This window comes from Variovorax sp. PAMC26660 (assembly GCF_014302995.1).
Lineage (GTDB): Bacteria > Pseudomonadota > Gammaproteobacteria > Burkholderiales > Burkholderiaceae_C > Variovorax.
In genome coordinates this window covers 2,303,283-2,323,639 of sequence record NZ_CP060295.1, presented here as the reverse complement: position 1 = coordinate 2,323,639, position 20,357 = coordinate 2,303,283, and the positions used below count along the sequence as shown (strand labels likewise).

The 20,357-nt window shown below is 68.7% G+C and carries 21 protein-coding genes; 6 read left to right on the top strand and 15 right to left on the bottom strand.

Translation table 11 applies throughout. The features are described from left to right. Positions 1-15: 15 nt before the first annotated feature. Entirely contained in the window at positions 16-909 is an 894-nt protein-coding gene (locus tag H7F35_RS11245; RefSeq protein ID WP_187112937.1) for a LysR family transcriptional regulator, read from the top strand. Here the strand turns inward: H7F35_RS11245 and H7F35_RS11240 are convergent. From H7F35_RS11240 to H7F35_RS11220, 5 genes are all read right to left on the bottom strand, one after another. After that, positions 840-2,063: an acyltransferase family protein gene (locus tag H7F35_RS11240; RefSeq protein WP_187112936.1), complete on the bottom strand. Its 1,224-nt coding sequence runs from the start codon at positions 2,061-2,063 to the stop codon at positions 840-842. The two genes, H7F35_RS11245 and H7F35_RS11240, sit on opposite strands and share 70 nt — an antisense overlap. A 35-nt stretch (positions 2,064-2,098) precedes the next feature. Next, positions 2,099-3,133, bottom strand: coding sequence for a MerR family transcriptional regulator (locus H7F35_RS11235; protein ID WP_187112935.1), 1,035 nt, complete (start codon positions 3,131-3,133; stop codon positions 2,099-2,101). A gap of 16 nt (positions 3,134-3,149) precedes the next feature. After that, positions 3,150-3,701, bottom strand: a complete 552-nt coding sequence (locus tag H7F35_RS11230) for a hypothetical protein (protein ID WP_187112934.1) — start codon at positions 3,699-3,701, stop codon at positions 3,150-3,152. Positions 3,702-3,720: 19 nt separating this feature from the next. Then, on the bottom strand, positions 3,721-4,041 hold the full coding sequence (locus H7F35_RS11225; protein WP_187112933.1) for a hypothetical protein: 321 nt from the start codon (positions 4,039-4,041) through the stop codon (positions 3,721-3,723). Between the two features lie 81 nt (positions 4,042-4,122). Then, positions 4,123-4,293, bottom strand: a complete 171-nt coding sequence (locus H7F35_RS11220; RefSeq protein ID WP_013544285.1) for a hypothetical protein — start codon at positions 4,291-4,293, stop codon at positions 4,123-4,125. Positions 4,294-4,352: 59 nt separating this feature from the next. Here H7F35_RS11220 and H7F35_RS11215 point away from each other — a divergent pair, with 59 nt between their 5' ends. Then, the gene (locus H7F35_RS11215; protein ID WP_187112932.1) at positions 4,353-5,843 is read left to right on the top strand and encodes an MATE family efflux transporter; all 1,491 of its coding nucleotides are present in this window, start codon (positions 4,353-4,355) and stop codon (positions 5,841-5,843) included. Here H7F35_RS11215 and dbpA read toward each other — a convergent pair. The 4 genes from dbpA to H7F35_RS11195 all read right to left on the bottom strand — a co-directional run bounded on the left by dbpA (position 5,803) and on the right by H7F35_RS11195 (position 9,602). Next, the gene (dbpA, locus tag H7F35_RS11210; RefSeq protein WP_187112931.1) at positions 5,803-7,260 is read right to left on the bottom strand and encodes an ATP-dependent RNA helicase DbpA; all 1,458 of its coding nucleotides are present in this window, start codon (positions 7,258-7,260) and stop codon (positions 5,803-5,805) included. The two genes, H7F35_RS11215 and dbpA, sit on opposite strands and share 41 nt — an antisense overlap. A gap of 104 nt (positions 7,261-7,364) precedes the next feature. After that, positions 7,365-7,634: a translation initiation factor IF-1 gene (gene infA, locus H7F35_RS11205; protein ID WP_187112930.1), complete on the bottom strand. Its 270-nt coding sequence runs from the start codon at positions 7,632-7,634 to the stop codon at positions 7,365-7,367. Positions 7,635-7,692: 58 nt separating this feature from the next. Beyond that, positions 7,693-7,959, bottom strand: a complete 267-nt coding sequence (locus H7F35_RS11200; RefSeq protein ID WP_187114242.1) for a hypothetical protein — start codon at positions 7,957-7,959, stop codon at positions 7,693-7,695. A 392-nt stretch (positions 7,960-8,351) separates the two neighbouring features. Next, a complete protein-coding gene (locus H7F35_RS11195; protein ID WP_187112929.1) occupies positions 8,352-9,602 on the bottom strand; it encodes an MFS transporter in 1,251 nt (416 codons plus the stop codon). Positions 9,603-9,687: 85 nt separating this feature from the next. Here H7F35_RS11195 and H7F35_RS11190 point away from each other — a divergent pair, with 85 nt between their 5' ends. Then, a complete protein-coding gene (locus H7F35_RS11190; protein WP_187112928.1) occupies positions 9,688-11,145 on the top strand; it encodes a PLP-dependent aminotransferase family protein in 1,458 nt (485 codons plus the stop codon). Between the two features lie 114 nt (positions 11,146-11,259). Further along, on the top strand, positions 11,260-12,342 hold the full coding sequence (locus H7F35_RS11185) for a catalase family protein (protein WP_187112927.1): 1,083 nt from the start codon (positions 11,260-11,262) through the stop codon (positions 12,340-12,342). A 4-nt stretch (positions 12,343-12,346) separates the two neighbouring features. Here H7F35_RS11185 and H7F35_RS11180 read toward each other — a convergent pair whose 3' ends face one another. Continuing rightward, the gene (locus H7F35_RS11180; RefSeq protein ID WP_187112926.1) at positions 12,347-13,402 is read right to left on the bottom strand and encodes a sugar phosphate isomerase/epimerase family protein; all 1,056 of its coding nucleotides are present in this window, start codon (positions 13,400-13,402) and stop codon (positions 12,347-12,349) included. A 137-nt stretch (positions 13,403-13,539) separates the two neighbouring features. Here H7F35_RS11180 and H7F35_RS11175 point away from each other — a divergent pair, with 137 nt between their 5' ends. Further along, entirely contained in the window at positions 13,540-14,421 is an 882-nt protein-coding gene (locus H7F35_RS11175; protein WP_187112925.1) for a gamma-glutamyl-gamma-aminobutyrate hydrolase family protein, read from the top strand. Between the two features lie 16 nt (positions 14,422-14,437). On the opposite strand, the gene H7F35_RS11170 is transcribed toward H7F35_RS11175, so the two are convergent. The 3 genes from H7F35_RS11170 to H7F35_RS11160 are packed head-to-tail and all read right to left on the bottom strand — an operon-like array spanning position 14,438 to position 18,456. Further along, positions 14,438-15,946: a class I adenylate-forming enzyme family protein gene (locus H7F35_RS11170; RefSeq protein ID WP_187112924.1), complete on the bottom strand. Its 1,509-nt coding sequence runs from the start codon at positions 15,944-15,946 to the stop codon at positions 14,438-14,440. Positions 15,947-15,957: 11 nt separating this feature from the next. Then, positions 15,958-17,598 carry an acyl-CoA dehydrogenase family protein gene (locus H7F35_RS11165; RefSeq protein WP_187112923.1) on the bottom strand — a complete coding sequence of 547 codons (1,641 nt, stop codon included), beginning with the start codon at positions 17,596-17,598 and terminating at the stop codon, positions 15,958-15,960. A 27-nt stretch (positions 17,599-17,625) separates the two neighbouring features. Continuing rightward, a complete protein-coding gene (locus H7F35_RS11160) occupies positions 17,626-18,456 on the bottom strand; it encodes a thioesterase family protein (RefSeq protein ID WP_187112922.1) in 831 nt (276 codons plus the stop codon). Between the two features lie 72 nt (positions 18,457-18,528). On the opposite strand from H7F35_RS11160, the gene H7F35_RS11155 reads away from it, so the two are divergent. Beyond that, complete coding sequence (locus H7F35_RS11155) at positions 18,529-19,158, top strand: TetR/AcrR family transcriptional regulator (RefSeq protein WP_187112921.1); 630 nt, start codon at positions 18,529-18,531, stop codon at positions 19,156-19,158. 10 nt (positions 19,159-19,168) lie between these two features. Here H7F35_RS11155 and H7F35_RS11150 read toward each other — a convergent pair whose 3' ends face one another. Then, complete coding sequence (locus tag H7F35_RS11150; protein WP_187112920.1) at positions 19,169-19,354, bottom strand: hypothetical protein; 186 nt, start codon at positions 19,352-19,354, stop codon at positions 19,169-19,171. Between the two features lie 120 nt (positions 19,355-19,474). Continuing rightward, positions 19,475-20,347: an N-formylglutamate amidohydrolase gene (locus H7F35_RS11145; protein WP_187112919.1), complete on the bottom strand. Its 873-nt coding sequence runs from the start codon at positions 20,345-20,347 to the stop codon at positions 19,475-19,477. Positions 20,348-20,357: the final 10 nt, after the last annotated feature.

Genomic DNA, 20,357 nt, shown 5'->3' with positions numbered 1-20,357 from the left:
AGTCGTGAATCAAGCGTGGACCATCTCACCGCCCTCAAGGTCTTCCGCACCACCGCGAGCACCGGCAGCTTTGCCGGCGCTGCGCGGCAGATGGGGCTGTCGGCGGCAGCCGTCAGCAAGAACATCGCGGAGCTGGAAGCGCACCTGAAAGTGCGGCTCATCAACCGCACCACGCGCAGCATGAGCCTGACCGAAGCGGGCGCCGCGTACCACGAGCGGCTGTCGCGCATCCTCGACGACCTCACCGAAGCCGATGCCGCACTAGCCCCCATGGGCAGCAGCCCCGGCGGCGTGCTGCGCGTGAGCGCGCCGCTGACCTTTGCGCTGACCTGCATCTCGCCGCACATCCCGGCCTTCATGGACCGCTACCCGAACCTGCGGCTGGAGCTGAACCTGCAAGACAGCCGCACCGACCTGATCGGCGAGGGCTACGACCTGGCGATTCGCGGCAGCGACCGGCTCGAAGACTCCAGCCTCGTCGCGCGCGAGCTGATGACCATGGCGCATGTGCTGTGCGGCGCGCCCGCGTACTTCGCTGCCGCCGGCCGACCCGTGCAGCCCGAAGACCTGAAGGCCCACAACTGCGTGCAGTTCACGCTGTCGGGCCACGCGAACAAATGGACCTTCAGCCGTGCCGGCCGCAGCGTGGCCGTGGCCATCGACGGGCGCTACAAGGTCAGCTCCAGCATCGCCGTGCGCGACGCGCTGCTGGCCGGCTTCGGGCTCAGCCTGGTGCCGCGCATCTATGTCGCGCAGGAGCTGGCCGAGGGGAGGCTCGAAGCGGTGCTCGGCGACTGGGAGGCCGACAAGACGCCGGTCTACGCGGTTTACCCCTCGCGTCACTTGGCGGCCAAGACGCGCGCCTTCGTCGATTTTCTGGTCGAGCGCTTTTCTTCTTCTTTGCGCTGACCGTTCAGCAGCCGCCCGATGGGCGTGTGCCGCACCAGCAACTGGTAGCTGGCCAGCGCCACCAGCGAGGTGGCCGCGATGTTCAGGCCCATCTTCGTCAGTGCGCCGATGGGCGCGTTGAACAGCAGGATGCCGAAGCCGACGGTGCCCAGCATGTGCACCAGGTACACCCAGTACGAGCTTTGCGAGAGGTACGCCAGCACCGCGTTCTGGCGCGGCAGGTAGCGCACGAAGCCGCCGATCAGTGCCAGGCTCCAGAGCCACGCGCAGGCGTTGTAGGCCAAGGCGATCCAGAACGCGGGGTGCGGCAGTTGGTGCGGGCCGCTGGTCTTCGACGCACCGAGCAACACCACGGTCGCCGCGAAGAACGCCAGCCCGGCCAGCGCATGGCCCTTGCAGCGCGCCGCGAACAGCGCCAGCAGGCGATCTTGTTGCGCGTACAGATACCAGCCGAACACGAAGAACAATCCGCTCTGCACCCACTCGGCAAGCGGCGGCAGGAACGAGCTGCTGGTCGCCACGATGCCCGACGGATAGAACGAGCCGACGAAAGCCAGTGGCAGCGCGAGCACCGCGAAACCCCAGCGGCGCGAAGCCAGCCCGGTGAAGCCGCGCGCGATGGTCTCGCGCAATGGCGCCGGCACGAAGCGCTGCAGCCGCACGCCGGCCCTGGCCGCCACGCTGAGCCAGAACAGTTGGTACAGGAACCACAGGTGCATTGTGTTGAAGGGCGAGCCGCCCGGCTGGCGCGCGGGCGTCAGTGCGGTGTCGATGCCCGGCACGCCGCGCGCCGTCAGGTGGATGTAGACCATCGCGAGCACGGTGGTCAGCGCGAACAGCGGCGGCCAGAACAGCGCGAAGGGCAACGCCAGCCGCAGGCCACGGTTCTTCAGCATGCCGTTCGCGCCGCGCCGCTCGACCAGCAGCGCAACGAAGAAGCCGGCCAGCACGAAGAACACCGGCATGCGAAAGCTGTGGATGAAGATCAGCAGCAGATCGGCCACCGGCGATGTTTTCGGGTCGCGCCAGGGCAGCGGCGAGTCGGCGAGGGTGAGGTGGTTGATGGCCACGTGCAGCACGATGCCGAGCCACATCATCAGGGCGCGCAGGTTGTCGAGCGCGTGGAGCCGTTGGGGTGTGTTTGCGTTGTTCATGGAGGCCGACTGTTGGGCCTCACGCAACGTCAGGGTCAAGGGGTGGCGGGGCCGGCCGCCGGACTTTTTTGTTGGCGTATGGCGATGGCCTGCAGCAGGTAGTCGCGCACCGCGGGGCCGACCACGGCGGCCGCCTGCAACACGGGCTCGGTGGCCATGGCCTTCATCAGCCGCGCGGCCAGCGCCGGGTCGTGGTCGGTGAAGGCATCGAAGAGCCGCACCCAGGCGAGCGCGATGGCTTGCACTGCATCGTCCCCGGGCGGCACGTTGCGGGCCTGAAGCGCAGCGAGTTCTTCGCCGAGGCGGCGCCATTCGTCTTCGGGCGGCTTGCCCAGGCGCGCGAAGTCTTCGGTGTCCAGGTGGCGCAGCAGCGCGGCCATGCGCAGGCCGATGGCCGCGCCGATGTAGTCGATCAGTTCGGCCGGCGGCCCATCGTCGCGCCGCGCCACCGGCTCGCGCCGGTACATCTCGCCCCAGCGCGTGACGAGGTCGTAGTTGCCGTCCATCCACTGGCCCATGAGGTTCATCCAGCGGTAGGCGAGCGGCTGCACCTCGGGCGCATCGGAGGGCACGCCACGCGCCATCAGCGCGGCCACGTCGGCGATGAGCGGCGGCCACTGGCTGGCCACGGCGCTCCAGTTGGCCATCAGCGACTTGATCTCTGCGGGGCTGAAGTAGCGGCCGTAGGCGGTCATCTGCTCCAGCGTGGCGAGCCAGTCCTTCATGTCGGGCTGGGCACCTTCGGCGAGCCGCTCTTCGAGCAAGGCGAGCCGTTCGCGCAGCGCCGAGGCCTGGGCGATCTGCTGGTCGAGCGATGCGATCTGGCGCTGGATGATCGCGGGCAGCGATCCGCTTTCAGCGCCGAGCAGCCCGCCGATTTCCGCCAGCGGCAGGCCCAGCAGCCGCAGCGCCTGGATGGCGTGCAGGCGGCCGATGTCGGCGGCGTTGTAGAGCCGGTAGCCGGCCTCCGAACGTGCCGAGGGCGCGAGCAGTCCGATGGCGTCGTAGTGATGCAGCGCGCGCACCGTGAGGCCGGTGTATCTGGCGAGTTCTCCGACTTTGAGCAGCACGAAGGGCTCCTTGGGATCAGCGTTGAAGGCGGATCATCTCGTAGCCGCGCGCATCGGGCAGCGCGTCGACCACTTCTTCCGTGTTTTCCTGCCCGGCCGCGAAGCGATAGACGAGGTAGCGCTTGCGCGTTTCGATCCGTCCGCCGGGCGGGAACACCAGCAGGCGGTCCTTGGGGCCGAGGTACAGCCAGCCGGGCGCATTGCGCTCGGCGAAGGCGAGTTGCACGAAGCGGCCCGTGCGCGGTTCATGAAGGACGATCAGTCCCTTCGGATAGCCGGCCGACATGAACTCGCCCTGCACCACCATCGCGCGCTGGCGCTTGCCTGCGCATTGCACACGCACATCGGCACCGCGCGAATCGTCGGGCTCACCATCGAACAGCGGGCGCGGTGCCGCGCGGCCCTGTGTCAGGTGATAGACGGCGGTGTCGGCGATGGGATGGTTGCGCGAGACCGTCACGACGGCATCGCGCCCGCTGCCCAGTGCGCACGACATCGGCATGTGGCCGGCCAGCGCGGGAAGCGGAAGGAGCGAGGACAAAAGCAATGCCGCGGCAACGCGTTGCATGGCCGTGTCCGTGGCTCGGTCAGTCTTCGGTGGGGGCCGGCTCGGGGCCTTCCCAGCCCAGCAGCTCGGCCAGCCGCTGCACGATCCATCCGGCTTCGGCGGCCGACACGCCTGCTTCGGGCGTGGCCAGCCCGGCGTGAATGCGGCGCAGGATTTCGCTTTCGACCGGCACCTCGGTGTGGTGCTGGATCTGCGCATGGCCCACGAGGTGGTTGGCGAGGTCCTCGCAGATCTCGTAGCGCTCGCGCACCACGCCGATCGGTTCGCGCAGGCGCTGGCGCGCATCGCTGTAGACCACGAAGAACGAGGGCGGGATGAAGATCTGGTTGTCGTCGGACATCGCGGTCTTATGGCTGGCCCAATGACAAAACGCGCCCGAGGGCGCGTTCGTCGTGGCTCCGGAGAGCCATCGGGGGCTGGATCAGCCGCCCTTCTTGGCGCGCTTGCCAGGGTTCTTCTTGCTGCGCGTTGCGGTGCCGCGTTCCAGGCTGACCTTCTGGCCGCCGCCGGTCTTCGGCAGCGTGTAGCCGGGCAGCGGCGTCGGCTTCGGGGTGGCAACGCGTTCGGCTTCGGTACGGAATGTCTTGGGCATGAAAAGCTCGGGTAAAAGTAATGTTCGAACTCGCAATTAGGCCACATCGAGGATTTCATATGCCAATAACCGAAACAGGGGGTGTCGCCGAGCGCCCGCGCTTCGTTTCGGGGTCGCTGCTGCGCCATGTTTGCATCATGGCTGGCACCGGTGCCATCGGGCTGATCGCGGTGTTCGCGGTCGACCTGATCAACCTCTTCTACATCTCGCTGCTCGGGGAGAAAGCGACGGCTGCGGCGGTCGGCTTCGCGGGCGTGGTGGGCTTCTTTCATGCATCGCTGTGCATCGGGTTGACCATCGGCATCGCGGCGGTGGTGTCGCGCACGGTGGGCGCTGGCCGCACCAGTGATGCGCGCCGTATCGCCACTGCGAGCCTGGTGCTGATGGCGGCGCTGTCGGTGGTGGTGGGCAGCGGCACGGCCTTCTTCCTGCACTCTGCGTTGCATGCCCTCGGCGCCGAGGGCGAGACGGCCCGGCTCGCGCAGCGCTACCTGGCGGTGACGGTGCACACGCTGCCCCTGCTGGGCATCGGCATGGCGTGTTCGGCGCTGCTGCGTTCGGTCGGCGATGCGCGCCGCTCGATGGTGGTCACGCTGGCGGCGGCCTTCGTGACGGCGGTGCTCGACCCGATATTGATCTTCGGTTTCGGCCTGGGGCTCGACGGCGCGGCCATCAGCGCGGTGGTCTCGCGCGCGGTGCTGGCGGCCATCGGGCTGCATGGCGTGCTGGTGAAGCACCACATGCTCGGGCGCTTCGATGCGTCACGGCTGGCTGGCGATGCGCGCGCGTTGGCGGGCGTGGCGGGGCCGGCGGTGCTGACGAACCTTGCCACGCCGGTGGGCGCGGCCTTCGTCACGCATGCCATTGCGCAGTTCGGCCCTTCGGCGGTGGCGGGCGCGGCCACCATCGACCGGCTGACGCCGGTGGCTTTCGGGCTGGTCTATGCGCTCAGCGGCGCGGTCGGGCCGATCCTGGCGCAGAACCTGGGCGCGGGCCAGTACCGCCGCGTGCAGGAAGGGCTGCGCGACAGCCTGCTGTTCATGGTGGCGTCGGTGGCCGTCGCGTGGCTGGTGCTGGCCTTGGGCCAGGGCGTGCTGATCCGCGCGTTCTCGGCCGAAGGGCAGGCGGCGGAGTTGATCGCTCTGTTCTGCACCTGGCTGGCGCCCAGCTTCTTCTTCGCGGGCGGGCTGTTCGTGGCGAACGCCTCGTTCAACAACCTCGGGCATCCGCTGCTGTCGACCGCGTTCAATTGGGGGCGCGCGACGATGGGGACGATTCCGTTCGCCTGGTGGGGCTCGCACCACGGTGCGCCAGGCGTGCTGATCGGGCAGGCTGTGGGCTCGTCGCTGTTCGGGTTGTTCGCCGTGGTGGTGGCGTTCCGGCTGGCCGCGAAGCTGGCGCGGCAGCAGGCGCCAGACGTGGCGCCTGCGCCGGTGCTCGATGCACCGGTGGCGCCGACCTCGGCGCATGGCGAGGCCGCGGCGCTTGCCACGCCACAGCCCCCGGCCGTTACTGGTCCAGGTCCTGCAGCGTCAGCAGCCGCACCCTGACCGACTTGCCCTTCACGCGCCCGCTCGAGAGCTTGCGCACGGCTTCTTCGGCGATGGTGCGATCGACCGCCACGTAGGTCGAGAACTCGTTGACGTTGATCTTGCCGACCTGGTCCTTGGCATAGCCGCAGTCGCCGGTCAGCGCGCCCAGCACGTCGCCGGCGCGGATCTTTTCCTTGCGCCCGCCCACGATCTGCAGCGTGGCCATGGGCGGCTTCATCGGCTCGCCCTTGCCGGGCGTCAGCTCGGCCAGTTCGTGCCATTCGGATTCGCGGCCCTGCAGCTGCTCGATCTTTCCGACGCTGCCCATCTCGTTCATGCTGGCCAGGTTCAGTGCCAGGCCTTCGGCGTCGCCCGACTGGCCCACGCGGCCGGTGCGGCCGACGCGGTGGATGTGGATTTCGGAGTCGGGTGTCACGTCGACGTTGATCACCGCTTCGAGCTGCGAGATGTCCAGGCCGCGTGCCGCCACGTCGGTGGCCACCAGCACCGAGCAACTGCGGTTGGAAAACTGCACCAGCACCTGGTCGCGCTCGCGCTGCTCCAGCTCGCCGAACAGCGCCAGCGCGCTGAAGCCCTGGGCCTGCAGCACCTCGACGAGGTCGCGGCACTGCTGCTTGGTGTTGCAGAAGGCCAGCGTGCTCACGGGGCGGAAATGGTCCAGCAGCAGGCTCACGGTGTGCAGCCGGTCGCTGTCCTTCACCTGGTACCAGCGCTGGCGGATCTTGCTGCCTTCATGCTGCGCCTGCACCGTGATCTGCTGCGGGCTCTTCATGAACTGCTGCGCGAGCTTGGCGATGCCTTCGGGGTACGTGGCCGAGAACAGCAGCGTCTGGCGTTCCTTGGGGCACTGGCGCGCCACCTTCACGATGTCCTCGAAGAAGCCCATGTCCAGCATGCGATCGGCTTCGTCCAGCACCAGCGTGTTGAGCGCCGAGAGGTCGAGGTTGCCGCGGTCCAGGTGATCCATGATGCGGCCGGGCGTGCCGACCACGATGTGCGCGCCGTGCTCCAGGCTGGCGATCTGCCCGCGCAGCGCGACGCCGCCGCAGAGCGTGACCACCTTGATGTTTTCTTCCGCACGCGCCAGTCGGCGGATTTCGGTCGTGACCTGGTCGGCCAGCTCGCGCGTGGGGCACAGCACCATCGCCTGGATGGCGAAGCGGCGTGCATTGAGGTTGGCGAGCAGCGCCAGGGCAAAGGCGGCGGTCTTGCCGCTGCCGGTCTTGGCCTGCGCGATCAGGTCCTTGCCGAGCAGTGCCGGCGGCAGTGCGGCCGCCTGGATCGGCGTCATCTGCGTGTAGCCGAGCTGCGTGAGGTTGGCCAGCATCTGGGGCGAGAGCGCCAGCGCGGCAAAGCCGTTGTCGGCTGGGGCCTGGGCTTGCGGGCCGCCGGCTGTGGGATTGGGTGTGGTCATCGTTCAGCAGCCGGGAGGCCGAATGGGCCGGGGATGCGCAACAAAAACAAAAGCCTTGCCAGCGCCTTTTGCGAGGCGCCGCAAGGCTTTTCGTCAGTCGCGGATCAGCGGCGGGGTGAGTTGTTGCCGCCGGAGCTTGGCGGCGGGCCGCGGCGCTCCAGGTGACGGAAGGTGATACGGCCCTTGGTCAGGTCGTAAGGCGAGAGTTCGAGCGACACCTTGTCACCCGCCAGGATGCGGATGTGGTGCTTGCGCATCTTGCCGCCGCTGTAGGCGATCAGCTGATGGCCGTTGTCGAGCGTGACGCGGTAGCGCGAGTCGGGCAGGACTTCGGTCACTGCGCCGTTCATTTCGATCAGTTCTTCCTTGGGCATGGGTGATTACCTCTGAATCGTTCGATGTGTGTTGGAGATGAAATCGGGCGTGATTGTTTCAGCCCGCGCACGCAAGTGCGAGCGGAGCGTTGTGGCTGCGCGGGTTGCGTTCGCGCACCCAGCAAAGACCTTGGTCGAGGGCGTAGCGCACCGCGGTGGCATGGCTGGCAAAGCGCGGCGTGAAACGCATCACGCGGTCGTGCATGCCGCTGCCGTGGCCGGAGCGGATCGAGACGGAGGCGGCGAAATGGCCGTCGTCCTGATGTCGAATGAGCGGGGAAACAAGGTACTTGCCCACCGCGATACTGTGTTGAATGATGTCCATGGAGCCTTGGCGCAGCGCGTGAATGTAGAACAACGCGAAGAGCCTGAAAAATAATTGAAAACGGGCGTGGGCCGGCCGGAACGGCGCGGCGGACGCGCTATTCGCTTCAACAAGAACGAAGGCAGTGGTGGCAATCATGGGCGCCCGGTCTGGCGCTCCAACACACTGTGAAGCCGGCTGAAAGTGAGGGGGCCTGAAAAATCCAAGGGACAGTGCAGGTCAGCCGGCAATATGACGAAGTGCTTCGTCGTGGTATCGAAACGAACCCGCCATTATAGCTTGCGGGGCATGACAGTTGCTTGCTTTAAAAACAACGATTGAATGAATCAGGCCTCTCGCGGCCGTCATTCGTACGTTGTTTGCTATCGAAAATATAGTGAATTGCGGCGCAATCAGGCGGCGGCCGGGGCAGCCGGGAGCGAATTCGCAGCCCGCGCCCTGTGTGCAGCGTGCAACAACAGCATCAATCCCGCCAGTTGGCTGGCCCCGCCCACCCAGCCCACTGCGCTGACGCCGAACAGGTCGATGGCCGCCCCGCCGAGTGCCGAGCCCGCCGCAATGCCGAGGTAGATCGCCGAAGCGTGCAGCGACAGCGTCATCGGCGCGCGCTCCGGTGCCAGGCGAATCAACCGCACCGCCTGCGCCGGGCCGAAGCCCCAGCCGGCAAAGCCCCACAGCGCCGACAGGCCCACGATCAGCGGCAGTGCCAGCCCGTGCGGCAGCATCTGCGCCGAGAACGACAGCCCGCCCAGGATCACGACCAGCATCAGCGCGAAGCCCTGCGCCATGCGGTCCGCGCCGAAGCGGTCGGTGGCCCAGCCGCCGGCCGCGGTGCCGAAGGCGGCCGCCACGCCGATGGCGGCGAACACCGCGCTCACGCCCTGCGCCCCGAAGCCCAGCGTGCCCGACAGGAACAGCGAGAGGTACGTGTAGAAGCTGAAGCCGCCCGTGGCCCAGAGCATGCTGACCAGCAATCCCGGCAGCACGCCCGGCGCGCGCGCCACGGCAAAGGCCGGCGTGCGTTCGGTCGCCACTGCTGCTGCCAGTGCCAGCTTGCGCGGCAGCCCGAGTACCAGGCCCCAGGTCGCCAGCGCCGCCACTCCAGCGATCAGCAGATAAGCCATGCGCCAGCCGCCCCAACCTGCGATCCATGCGCCCAGCGGCACGCCGAGCGCCACCGCCAGCGTGCCGCCGCCGGTCACGATGGCCAGCGCCCTTCCGCGCAGTGCCGGCGAAACCATCGCCGCCGCCACCGCGCTCGCCGTCGGCAGGAACACGCCCGCCACCAGGCCGAGCGCCACCCGCGCCAGCGCCAGTTGCGCGAAGCCATGCGCCATCGCCGCTGCCAGCGTCAGGCCCGAAAAGGCCGCAAGGCTGGTGATCAGCAACGGCCGCCGGCCGAAGCGCGCGAACAGCGCGGCCATCAACGGCGAGCCGATGGCGTAGCTCAGCGCGAACAGCAGCACCAGTTGGCCGGCCCGCGTGGCGCTGACCTGCAGGTCGGCTGCCAGCACCGGCAGCAGGCCCGCGACCATGAAGCTTTCGGTGCCGATGGCGAAGGCGCCCAGCGCGAGCCACGCCAGGCCGAGTGGCAGGCGCTCGGCTTGCGGCTGCGGGGTTGTTGCGAATTCGGTGGTGTTCATGAAGGACTCCGTGGAATGGATGTTCCGAGGCCTTCAGAATAGGTTTGCAAGTGGCTCTTCAAAAGAACCACAATTGCCGAACATCATGGAGCCACTTTTCGAACTCGCGATCCGCCTGCCCGACAGCGGCTCGCGCGACCTGCTGCGCGAGGTGCACCGCCAGTTGCGCAGCGCCATCCTCGACGGCCGGCTGCAGCCCGGCGCGCGCCTGCCGGCCACGCGCGCGCTGGCGCTGCGCCTGGGCGTCTCGCGCAACACCATGCTCGCGGCCTACGACCTGCTGCTGAGCGAGGGCTACCTGCTGGCGCGCCCCGGCGCCGGCACCTATGTGGCCGACACCCTGCCCCAGTCGCGGCGCGGCCGCGCTGCCAGGGGCACGGCCGCAAAGCGCGATCCGCGCCTCGTGCCGCTGAATGTGCCGGGCGCCGACCTCGCACCCACCTTGCAACCGAGGCCTTCGCGCGACGACTTCCGTGTCGGCCTGCCCGACGTCGCAGCCTTTCCTTTCGACATCTGGCGCCGCCTGTCCGACCGCGCGCTGCGCCGCGTCGCGCGCGAGCCGGCCGACTACGCCGACCCGCAGGGCCAGGCCTCGCTGCGCGAGGCCATCGCGAAGCACGTGTCGTTCACGCGCGCGGTCGGCTGCACCGCCGACGACATCGTCGTCACCGCCGGCGCGCAGCAGGCCTTCGGGCTGCTGGCGCGCATCCTCATCGTGCCGGGGCGCACGGTGGTCGCGGTCGAGGAACTGTTCTACCCGTCGCTGCGCGAAGCCATGATGGCCGCCGGCGCGAAGGTGGTCACCGTGCCGACCGACACCGAGGGCCTGTGCGTGGAGCGCCTGCCGCCCGAGGCGCGCGTGATCTGCGTGACACCTTCGCACCAGTTTCCCACCGGCGTGGCGATGTCGCCGCAGCGGCGCGCCGCGCTGCTGGCCTTCGCGCGGGCCCGCAACGCCGTGGTGATCGAGGACGACTACGACAGCGAATTCCGCTTCGCCGGCCGCCCGCTCGACGCGCTGCAGACGCTCGACCGCGCCGAGTCGGTCTTCTACATCGGCACCTTCTCCAAGAGCCTGTTCCCCGCGCTGCGGCTGGGCTTCGTGGTCGCGCCGCCCTGGGCGCGCGCGGCGCTGGTGCGGGCGCGCGAGCTGGCCGACTGGCACGGCCCGGTGCTCGGGCAGGAGGCGCTTGCGGCCTTCATCGCCGAAGGGCACCTGGCGCGCCACATCCGCAAGATGCGCAAGCTGTACGGCGCGCGGCGCAGTGCGCTGCTGGCGGCACTGGTGCGGCATGGCGCGGGGCGGCTGGAACCGATCCCGTCCGATGCGGGGCTGCACCTGTCGGCCTGGCTGCGCGGAGACACGCGTGCCGACACCGTGGTCGAGCGCGCCGCTGCGGCCGGCATCACGCTGCCGCCGCTCTCGCGCTTCGCGCTGGACCCGCTGGCGCCCGATGCACCCAACGGCCTGGCCTTCGGCTACGGGCTGATCGGCGAATCGCAGATCGACGGCGCGATCCGCCGGCTCGTGCAACTGCTCTGAGCGCCGTTCTTGCGCGCACGCATTGGCGCTGTGCTCCTACAAGGCCGCCCGCGGGCGCGCCGGATCGTGAGTCGTTGCAAGCCCTCCACGCTGAAGGCAGAAGGAAGACCCACGATGAACACCGCCACCCTTTCCACTGCACCCGTTCGCTTCGACCCGTCCGTCGAGACCGTGACCGACGACGAAGCCAAGACCCAGGCCGAGCTGGTCGCCACGCTGCTCGGCATGTCCAGAACCATGGCCGACCACACCGGCCATGCGGCGCGCAGCGTGCATGCCAAGAGCCACGGCCTGCTGCACGGCGAGCTGCACGTGCTCGACGGCCTGCCCGAGCCGCTCGCACAGGGGCTCTTTGCCGCACCGCGCAGCTACCCGGTCGTGATGCGCCTTTCAACGCCACCGGCCGAGATGCTGGACGACCGCGTCTCGCTGCCGCGCGGCATGGCGCTCAAGGTGCAGGGCGTCGAGGGTGAGCGGGTCGAAGGCGCGGAGGGCGGCCACACGCAGGACTTCCTGTTCGTCGACGGACCCGTGTTCCCCGCACCCGACGCCAAGGGTTTTCTCAAGAGCCTCAAGCTGGTCGCAGGCACCACCGACAAGGCGCCGAATGCCAAGCGCGTGCTGTCGAGCGTCTTGCAGGGCGTGGAGAAAGTCGTCGAGGCCGTCGGCGGCCAGAGCGGCACGCTGATCGCGATGGGTGGCCACCCCGAGACCCATCCGCTCGGCGCCACCTTCTTCTCGCAGGTGCCGATGCGTTACGGCGCCTACATCGCCAAGCTGCAGTTGGCGCCGGTGTCGCCCAATCTGCTGGCGCTCGAAGGCAAGCCCATCGACCTGCATGACAAGCCCGACGGCACGCGCGAGGCGGTGGTCGACCTGGTGCGGCAGCAGCCCGCCGAATGGGAGCTGCGCGTGCAACTGTGTACCGACCTGGAGCGCATGCCCGTCGAAGACGCCTCGGTCGAATGGCCGCAAGAGCTGAGTCCCTTCGTGGCCGTGGCGCGCATCCGCATCGGCCCGCAGGCCGGCTGGAGCGACGACCTGGCGCGCGAGATCGACGACGGCATGGCCTTCAACCCCTGGCATGCGCTGGCCGCGCACAGGCCGCTGGGCAATGTGATGCGGGCGCGCAAGGCGGCGTACGCGGCCTCGTCGAACTACCGCAGCGAACGCAACGGCTGCCCGCTGCACCGCTGAAGTTTCAGCCCAGGCCGAGCATCTTCCGGTTGGCCGTCACGTCGACGCCGCCGGCTGCGAAGTCGTCGAAGGCCCGATCGGCCACGCGGATGATGTGATCGGCAATGAAGTTCGCGCCTTCGCGCGCGCCGTCTTCCGGGTGCTTGATGCAGCACTCCCACTCCAGCACCGCCCAGCCCGGAAAGTCGTACTGCGCCATCTTCGAGAAGATGGCCTTGAAGTTGACCTGCCCGTCGCCCAGCGAGCGGAAGCGCCCGGCCCGGTTGATCCAGTTCTGGAAGCCGCCGTACACGCCCTGCTTGCCGCTCGGGTTGAACTCCGCGTCCTTCACGTGAAAGATCTTGATGCGCTCGTGGTAGTGGTCGATGTAGGCCAGGTAGTCGAGCTGCTGCAGCAGGAAGTGGCTCGGGTCGTACAGCAGGCAGGCGCGCGGATGGTTGTTCACGCGCTCCAAAAACATCTCGTAGCTCACGCCGTCGTGCAGGTCTTCGCCGGGGTGGATCTCGTAGCCCACGTCCACGCCCACCGCGTCGAAGGCATCGAGGATCGGGCGCCAGCGGCGCGCGAGTTCGTCGAAGGCTTCCTCGATGAGTCCCGGCGGGCGCGGCGGCCACGAGTACAGGTAGGGCCAGGCCAGCGCGCCCGAGAAGGTGGCGTGCGCCGTGAGCCCCAGGTTGGCTGACGCCTTGGCCGCGAAGTGCAGTTGCTGCACCGCCCATTGCTGGCGCCTGACCGGGTCGCCGCGCACCTCGGGCGCCGCGAAGCCGTCGAAGCCCGCGTCGTAGGCCGGGTGCACCGCGACCAACTGGCCCTGCAGGTGCGTCGAGAGTTCGGTGATCTCCAGCCCGTGCTTCGCGAGCGTGCCTTTCACTTCGTCGCAGTAGGTCTTGCTCTCGGCGGCCTTCTTCAAATCGAACAGGCGCGCGTCCCAGCTCGGGATCTGCACGCCCTTGTAGCCCAGCCCGGCCGCCCAGCCGGCAATGCCGTCGAGCGTGTTGAAGGGGGCGGTGTCTCCCGCGAACTGGGCCAGAAAAATGGCGGGGCCCTTGATGGTTTTCATTGGCTTGTCTTCCTTATTCGGTGGGGCGGCGTTGAAAGCATACTTGGCGTGTCGTCCGACCCCGTGCGAGAGGCCAAAGAGCCACAATGGATTTTCCTTTTCGCACACCTCGCTCAGTTCGCACTGACAGTCCCGCGATGACACAACCTGTTTCCGCCCGGCTCAAGATCGGCCTGTCCGCCTGCTTCTCGCATGCCGACCCGGCCCGCTCGCTCTTCACCAACAAGACGCTGCAGTACGTCGAGCAATCGATCGCGCACTGGCTCATGTCGGCCGGCGCCATGGTCGTGATGGTGCCCTGCCCCACCGGCGAAACCGCGCGCGGCGACACCAAGCTGTCGCATTACGCCGAGTGGCTCGACGGCGTCGTGATGCACGGCGGCGCCGACGTCTGGCCAGGCAGCTATGGCGAAGTGCCGCTGAAGGACGCCTGGATCGGCGACCGCGTGCGCGACTTGTACGACCTGGCGCTGGTCGAAGCCTTCGAGGAAGCCGGCAAGCCGATCTTCGGCGTGTGCCGCGGCCTGCAGCTCATCAACGTGGCCTTCGGCGGCACGCTCTACCAGGACATCGAGGCGCAGCATGACGGCGGCCTGCGGCACCGCGACCCGGTGACCTACGACCAGAACTTCCACGAGATCGAGATCGTGCAGGGCACGCGGCTGTCGAAGCTGTTCCCCGAAGTGAAGAGCGCGCGCGTCAACAGCATCCACCACCAGGGCGTGAAGGACATCGCACCGGGCTTCGACATCGAGGCCTGGAGCCTGCCGGACCGCGTGCCCGAGGCCATCCGCCGCCGTCCGGAAAAGGGTCGCAGCTACATCGCCGCGACTCAGTGGCACCCCGAGTTCCACAAGTACGGCAGCACCGAGACGGTCGACGATTCGCCGATCCTGCACGACTTCCTCTGGGCCTGTGCCACTGCCCGCGTGGCGCCGCGCACCTCCATGCGCGAGATGCCGGGGCGCATCCGCAACCGCGCGGCCCGACTGCTGCGACAGGCATTGCTGCGGCGCTGAACCGCGCGGGCGGCCTTCAGGCCGGCTCGCGCAGCAGGTGCTTGAGCAGCTTGCCGGTGGCCGTGCGCGGCAGCGTCTCGCGCAGCTCGTAGACACGCGGGATCTTGTAGCGCGCCAGCTTCTGTTCGAGAAAGCCGGCCAGCGCACCCGCATCGATCGCACGGCCCGAGCGCGCCACCAGCACCGCCGTCACCGTTTCGCCCCATTCGGCATGTGGGCGGCCGATGACGGCCACGTCCTGCACGTCGGGGTGCGCACCGAGCACGTCTTCCACTTCCTTCGAATAGACGTTCTCGCCGCCCGTGATGATCATGTCGCGCAGCCGGTCGACGATGAACAGGAAGCCGTCTTCGTCCACCCGCGCGAGATCGCCCGTGCGATACCAGCCGTGCGCGTCGAAGGCCTCGGCCGTGGCCTGCGGGTTGTCGAGGTAGCCCTGCATCACCGCCGGCGAGCGCAGATGGATCTCGCCGACCTCTCCTGCCGCGCAGCGCCGCCCGTCCGCGTGGCGCACCTCCACCGCCACGCCGGGCACGCCCGCGCGACCGATGGAGCCGGCCTTCGCGATCGCGTCTTCCGGGTACAGCACCGTGCCCAGCGGCCCCGATTCGGTCATGCCGTAGACCTGCACGAAACGGTCGCTGCGGTAGCTCTCGGCCAGCTTGCGCGCCATGTCGGCGCCCAGCGGGCCGCCGCCGTAGGCCCACAGGCGCATGGCGCTGAAGTCGTAGCCGGCCACGTCGGGCACGACCGACAGCGGCGCGAGAAAAGCGATGGGCGCGCCGAAGGTGAAGGTGATGCGCTCGGCCGCCAGCGTGTCGAGAAAGGCCTTGGGCGCGTACTCGCGCAGCAGCACCACGGTGCCGCCCATCAGCAGCGTGCCCAGCAGCCAGTTGTTGAGCGGCGACGAATGCCACACCGGCATCGCGATCAGCGTACGCTCGTTGCGCGAGAGGGACATGCCGGCGGCTGTGCACACCGCCGCCATGAACACGTTCTGGTGGCTGTGCAGGCAGCCCTTGGGCTTGCCGGTGGTGCCCGAGGTGTAGAGAACTTGCGCCAGCGCATCGCCTGCAGGTGCCGGTTCGTCGGCCAGCGGCTCGGCCCGCGCCAGCAGGTCTTCGAGCAACGGCATGCCCTCGGCCGCGTTCTCGGTCGCGATCCAGTCGCAACGGTGCTGTACGCGCGCGGCTTGCGGCGCGAGCGTGCCATCGAAAACGCACAGCCGCGCGCCGGAATGGGCCAGCATGTAGTCGATCTCGGGCGCCTGCAATTTGTGATTGATCGGCACCACTGCTGCGCCGAGGCGCCAGGCCCCGAACATCGCGATGACGAAGCCCGGCGAGTTGAAGCACAGCAGCGCCACCTTGTCGCCGGGGCCGATGCCTTGCGCACGCAGCACGGTCGCCGCACGGCGCGTGAGGCCGGCCAGTTCGGCGTACGTCCAGGCGCGGCCTGCCAGGCGCAGGCATTCCTTGTTTGGCTGGATGCGGGCGTGCTGGTCGAGAAGGGAAACGAAATCCATCCCTGCGGCCCTCAATGCCAGGCGGCGCGCACCAGCGCGCCGGGGTCGCTGGTGCCGGCGCTGATGCCGGTGACCGGGCCCCAGTCGGGGTCGAAGCGGCTCGACACGAAGGCGGCCGAGGCCTCGACGCTCGCATGTTCCAGCATCAGGCAGGCCTGCGTTGCGCGCACCAGCCGCTGCGTGAAGCGGCGCGCCTGGCGCTCCAGCTCCTGCGGCGGCAGTTGCACCATGCGGCGCAGCACGTCGATCTCGGTCTGCAGGCGCGGCTCGCCGGTGGCGATGTCCTGCAACTGGTCGAACACCAGGTGCACGTCGTCCGGGTTGCGCGAGACGGCGCGCAGCACGTCCAGGCACATCACGTTGCCCGAGCCTTCCCAGATCGAGTTGACCGGCGCCTCGCGGAACAGCCGGCCCATCGGGCCGTCTTCCACATAGCCGTTGCCGCCGAAGACTTCCATCGCCTCGCCGGTGAGGGCCACGGCGCGCTTGCAGTTCCAGAACTTGGCGGCGGGCGTGAGCAGGCGGCGCCAGGCCGTGTCCAACGGCGCGGCGGAACCGAAGCGCGAGGCCAGCTCCATCGCCAGCAGCGTGGCACTTTCGGATTCGAGCGCCATGTCGGCCAGCAGCTCGGTCATCACCGGCTGGTCGACCAGCGCCTTGCCGAAGGCGAAGCGGTTGCGCGCATAGTGCGCGGCCTGCGCGAAGGCCTGCCGCATGAAGCCCGCGCTGGCGAGCGCGCAGTCCAGGCGGGTCACGGTCGCCATCTCGATGATGGTCGGGATGCCGCGGCCCTCGTCGCCGACGCGCACGCCCCACGCGTCCTTGAACTCGACTTCGCTGCTGGAGTTGGAGCGGTTGCCGACCTTGTCCTTCAGCCGCTGGATGTGGATCGGGTTCTTGCTGCCGTCGGGCCGCCAGCGCGGCACGAAGAAGCACGAGGAGCCGTGCTCGTCGGTCTTGGCCAGCACCAGGTGCCCGTCGCACATCGGCGCCGAGAAGAACCACTTGTGGCCGGTGATCAAAAACTCGTCGCCCCACGGCCCGCTGCCCGCGGGCACGGCGCGCGTGGTGTTGGTGCGCACGTCGCTGCCGCCCTGCTTCTCGGTCATGCCCATGCCGACGGTCATCGAGGTCTTGCCTTCGAGCGGGATGTCGCGCGCATCGTGCTCGTTCGATGCGAGCTTGGCGCTCAGGTCGCCGTACAGCGCGGCGTTGCGGCGCATCACCGGGATGCAGGCCTTGGTCATGGTGGTCGGGCAGGTCGAGCCCGACTCGATCTGGCTGTGCATGTAGAGCGAAGCGCCGTAGCCGACCCAGGCCGAGGGCCGCTCGTCGAAGAACGGCAGGTTGGCGATGCCGTTGCGCCGGGCGATCGACATCATCGTGTGCCATGCCGGGTGGAACTGCACCTGGTCGATGCGCTCGCCGATGCGCGAGTGTGTGTGCAGCTCGGGCTCGTGGCGGTTGGCGTCCTCGGCGGCGCGCAGCGTGGCTTCGGCGCCGTATTCGGCGCCCTGGCGTACCAGTTCGTCATCGCGCCATGTGGCGCCCCCGCGCGCGACTGCGCGGCGCAACGCGGGGTCGCTGGTGTAGACGTTGTAGTCCTTGAGTTCGGGAACTTGGTTGTCGGGGTGGATGCCGGTGGTGGTCATGTGCTTGTCTCCGTGGTCGGTGAAGGTTCAGGCGGCCGCGCGCTCGCGCAGCACCAGCGTCTGGGTGGCGATGCCGATCGGGCCGCGCTCGTCGTACAGGTGGGACACGGTGAGGCCGGCGCCATCGCCGTGCGCCTCGGTGGTGGACCGCAGGCCGATCCATTCGCCTTCGGGCATGCGGAACAGGTTCAGGCTCATGTCGGCGTTGGCGAACAGGAAGCGATCGGGCGGCAGCACCCAGCTCAGGCCGTTGCCGAAATCGGCGGCGGCCGCCGCCCGCATGGCGGGCGAGGTGGCCACGCCCTGCACCAGCGGCACCGCAAGGCGGAACCACGCGGCGCAGGGGCCCGGCCGGCTGGCGTCGCCTTGCGCCACGCGCGATTCCATGGCGGTCTGATAGAACGAAATGCCTTCGGGCAGGCCGGGAATGCGTATCCGGTCCTTGCAGTCCCGAGGCAGCGGCAGCAACGGGTGCGGCGATGCGCCCGGCAAATCGGCCGGCAGCGTCAACGGCTGTTGGTGCAGCAGCAGCGCATGCGCCCGCGCCACGACCACATCGCCCGCCAGCAGGTCGATGCCCACGCGCACCGTGGCGCGCGACGACTGCACCTGCGCGCGCGTGACCAGCGGCGCCACGGGCACCGGCTTGACCAGCTCGACCGTGAGCCGCGCGAGCTGCCAGCCGGGCCCCGGCGCGGCGCGCTCGGCCACATGCGCCAGCAGGCCGCAGGGCGCGCCGCCGTGCTGCGCGCGCGGGTCCCAAGGGCCGCGCGACAGTTCGCCGGGCTGCCAGGCGTCGCCTTGTTCTGTGTAGACGGCGGTGCTCGATTTCTCGGGGACGGAGTCGGTGTGGGTCATTGCAGAATGCCGTTCGATGGGTCTAAAAATTCTAGGAACAACCGAGGCACAAGGTGTTCGGGTTCGGCGCCGATGACAAGCGCCCGCGCACCGGCCGCCGCTCCGAGGAGAAAGCCGCGCCAGTCCCGCGCGCGCCACACCTCGCAGGCGTTGCAGGAAGCCTTTGTTCGGCTTTTGGTCGAGCAGGGTTATGCGGCGATCACCATCCGCGAGATCGTGGCCGTGGCAGGCACGGGGCTCGGCAGCTTCTATGAATACTTCGCGAGCAAGGACGACCTGGCGCGCGTGTGCCTGCACCTGCGCTCCAAGGCGTTGCTGCTGGGAATGCGCGAGGCTGTTGCCGCGCATGCGGGGCGGCCGCTGCGGGAGATCGTCGATGCGGTGATCGATGCGCAGATCGACGGGCACCGCGAACAGCCGCTGGCCTGGGGCGCGCACTACCTGCTGGAGCGGCACCTTTCCAGTCCCGAGGCCTATCGCAAGATGTACGACCGTTTCGTGGCCGAGTGGGTGGGCGTGCTCGATGCCGCCGGAGACCTGGCGGCCGATTGCCCGAAGAAGGAAGCGGCCCGCGTGTGCCAGACCATCATCTACGGCCTGGTCGCGCACACCCACATCGGCACGGGCGGGCGGCCCGACCTGCAGGCGCTGTCACGGCAGTTGCGCGGCGCGCTGCACGGCTATCTGGCCGGCGTGGCCTGAAGGATCAGGATCAGCGCGACTGGGTCTTGTAGCCGCTGACGCCGGCGTCGATGGTGCCGAACACCGTGACGCCACTGCCCGACGAAGCCGGTGAAGACGACGAACTGGCGCTCGTACCCGACGAGCCCGTGCTGGCACAACCCGATACCAGCAGGCCCATCGCGATGGCGAAAGCAGCAGCAATGAATGGCTTCACGGAAAACTCCAGGGGATGGTGGGACTGCGGCCACTATAGGCCGCCGCTCTTTTCCGCCCTGTAACAACATGCCCGCCGGCAGCAGGGTTGTTGTGCAACCCGGCGCCGGCAGGCGGTCGATCAGCGCGGGTCGGTCGCCAGCAGCAGCCCGACCATCGACCGCAGATGTTCCTGCAGCCGCGCCGCGCTGGTTTCATTCAGCGCCAGTGTGGCCTCGTCCATGTAGAGCTTGCGGTTGATCTCGACCTGGATGCTGTGCCGGTTCTCTGCCGGCTTGCCATGCCTGCGGACCAGCTCCACGCCCTTGTACGGGTGGTTGTAGTCCACGCTGTAGCCGAAGGCGCGCAGGTGCTCGCAGAGTTTTTGCGACAGCGCCGGATCGGCCGTGCTGCCGTCTCGGTCGCCGATCACGAAGTCGGCATGCGCCAGCCCCGGGAAGTCGGTGGCATGGCTGCCCGCAATGGCCGGCATCGAATGGCAGTTGATGTGGATGCTGTAGCCGTGCCGCGCATGCGCGTTGTCGATGGCCTGTGCCACCGCCGCGTGGTAAGGGCGCCAGCACTGGTCGATGCGCTGGCGAACCTCGTCCACCGTGAGCGGCCGGTCATAGATCGGCAGGCCTTCGTCGGTGAGCTTCCAGATCAGGCCCTTGCCCAGGCGCACCTTGGACAGCACGCGCGGATCGGTCGACACCGGGTCGGTCCACGCACCGTCGAGCATCGTGGTGTCGATCTCGCTCATGTCGCGGTTGGCGTCGAGGTAGCTGCGCGGAAAGTGCGCCTCGACCCAGGCCGCGCCCATCTCGGGCGCGAAGGCATAGAGCTTCTCGACGTGCGTGTCCTCGGCCCGGCGCAGCGTGGCCAGGTCGCACACCGGCTGGAAGTCCTCGGGGTAGACCGTGCCGCTGTGCGGCGAGTCCAGCACCAGCGGCGTGTGCCCGGCGACGCTTGTCACCTGGGCGCGGGTTTGAATCAGTTTCAGAACTGGATGCATAGGCAGCTGT

Excerpts from the sequence above, each read along its gene's own strand:
- H7F35_RS11155 (WP_187112921.1), top strand. The coding sequence starts at position 18,529 with ATGACAAGCGCCCGCGCACCGGCCGCCGCTCCGAGGAGAAAGCCGCGC.
- H7F35_RS11230 (WP_187112934.1), bottom strand. The coding sequence starts at position 3,701 with ATGCAACGCGTTGCCGCGGCATTGCTTTTGTCCTCGCTCCTTCCGCTT.
- H7F35_RS11170 (WP_187112924.1), bottom strand. The coding sequence starts at position 15,946 with ATGGATTTCGTTTCCCTTCTCGACCAGCACGCCCGCATCCAGCCAAAC.
- H7F35_RS11180 (WP_187112926.1), bottom strand. The coding sequence starts at position 13,402 with ATGAAAACCATCAAGGGCCCCGCCATTTTTCTGGCCCAGTTCGCGGGA.
- dbpA (WP_187112931.1), bottom strand. The coding sequence starts at position 7,260 with ATGACCACACCCAATCCCACAGCCGGCGGCCCGCAAGCCCAGGCCCCA.
- H7F35_RS11145 (WP_187112919.1), bottom strand. The coding sequence starts at position 20,347 with ATGCATCCAGTTCTGAAACTGATTCAAACCCGCGCCCAGGTGACAAGC.
- infA (WP_187112930.1), bottom strand. The coding sequence starts at position 7,634 with ATGCCCAAGGAAGAACTGATCGAAATGAACGGCGCAGTGACCGAAGTC.
- H7F35_RS11175 (WP_187112925.1), top strand. The coding sequence starts at position 13,540 with ATGACACAACCTGTTTCCGCCCGGCTCAAGATCGGCCTGTCCGCCTGC.
- H7F35_RS11160 (WP_187112922.1), bottom strand. The coding sequence starts at position 18,456 with ATGACCCACACCGACTCCGTCCCCGAGAAATCGAGCACCGCCGTCTAC.
- H7F35_RS11195 (WP_187112929.1), bottom strand. The coding sequence starts at position 9,602 with ATGAACACCACCGAATTCGCAACAACCCCGCAGCCGCAAGCCGAGCGC.
- H7F35_RS11165 (WP_187112923.1), bottom strand. The coding sequence starts at position 17,598 with ATGACCACCACCGGCATCCACCCCGACAACCAAGTTCCCGAACTCAAG.
- H7F35_RS11220 (WP_013544285.1), bottom strand. The coding sequence starts at position 4,293 with ATGCCCAAGACATTCCGTACCGAAGCCGAACGCGTTGCCACCCCGAAG.
- H7F35_RS11215 (WP_187112932.1), top strand. The coding sequence starts at position 4,353 with ATGCCAATAACCGAAACAGGGGGTGTCGCCGAGCGCCCGCGCTTCGTT.
- H7F35_RS11240 (WP_187112936.1), bottom strand. The coding sequence starts at position 2,063 with ATGAACAACGCAAACACACCCCAACGGCTCCACGCGCTCGACAACCTG.
- H7F35_RS11190 (WP_187112928.1), top strand. The coding sequence starts at position 9,688 with ATGGAGCCACTTTTCGAACTCGCGATCCGCCTGCCCGACAGCGGCTCG.
- H7F35_RS11185 (WP_187112927.1), top strand. The coding sequence starts at position 11,260 with ATGAACACCGCCACCCTTTCCACTGCACCCGTTCGCTTCGACCCGTCC.
- H7F35_RS11225 (WP_187112933.1), bottom strand. The coding sequence starts at position 4,041 with ATGTCCGACGACAACCAGATCTTCATCCCGCCCTCGTTCTTCGTGGTC.
- H7F35_RS11200 (WP_187114242.1), bottom strand. The coding sequence starts at position 7,959 with ATGGACATCATTCAACACAGTATCGCGGTGGGCAAGTACCTTGTTTCC.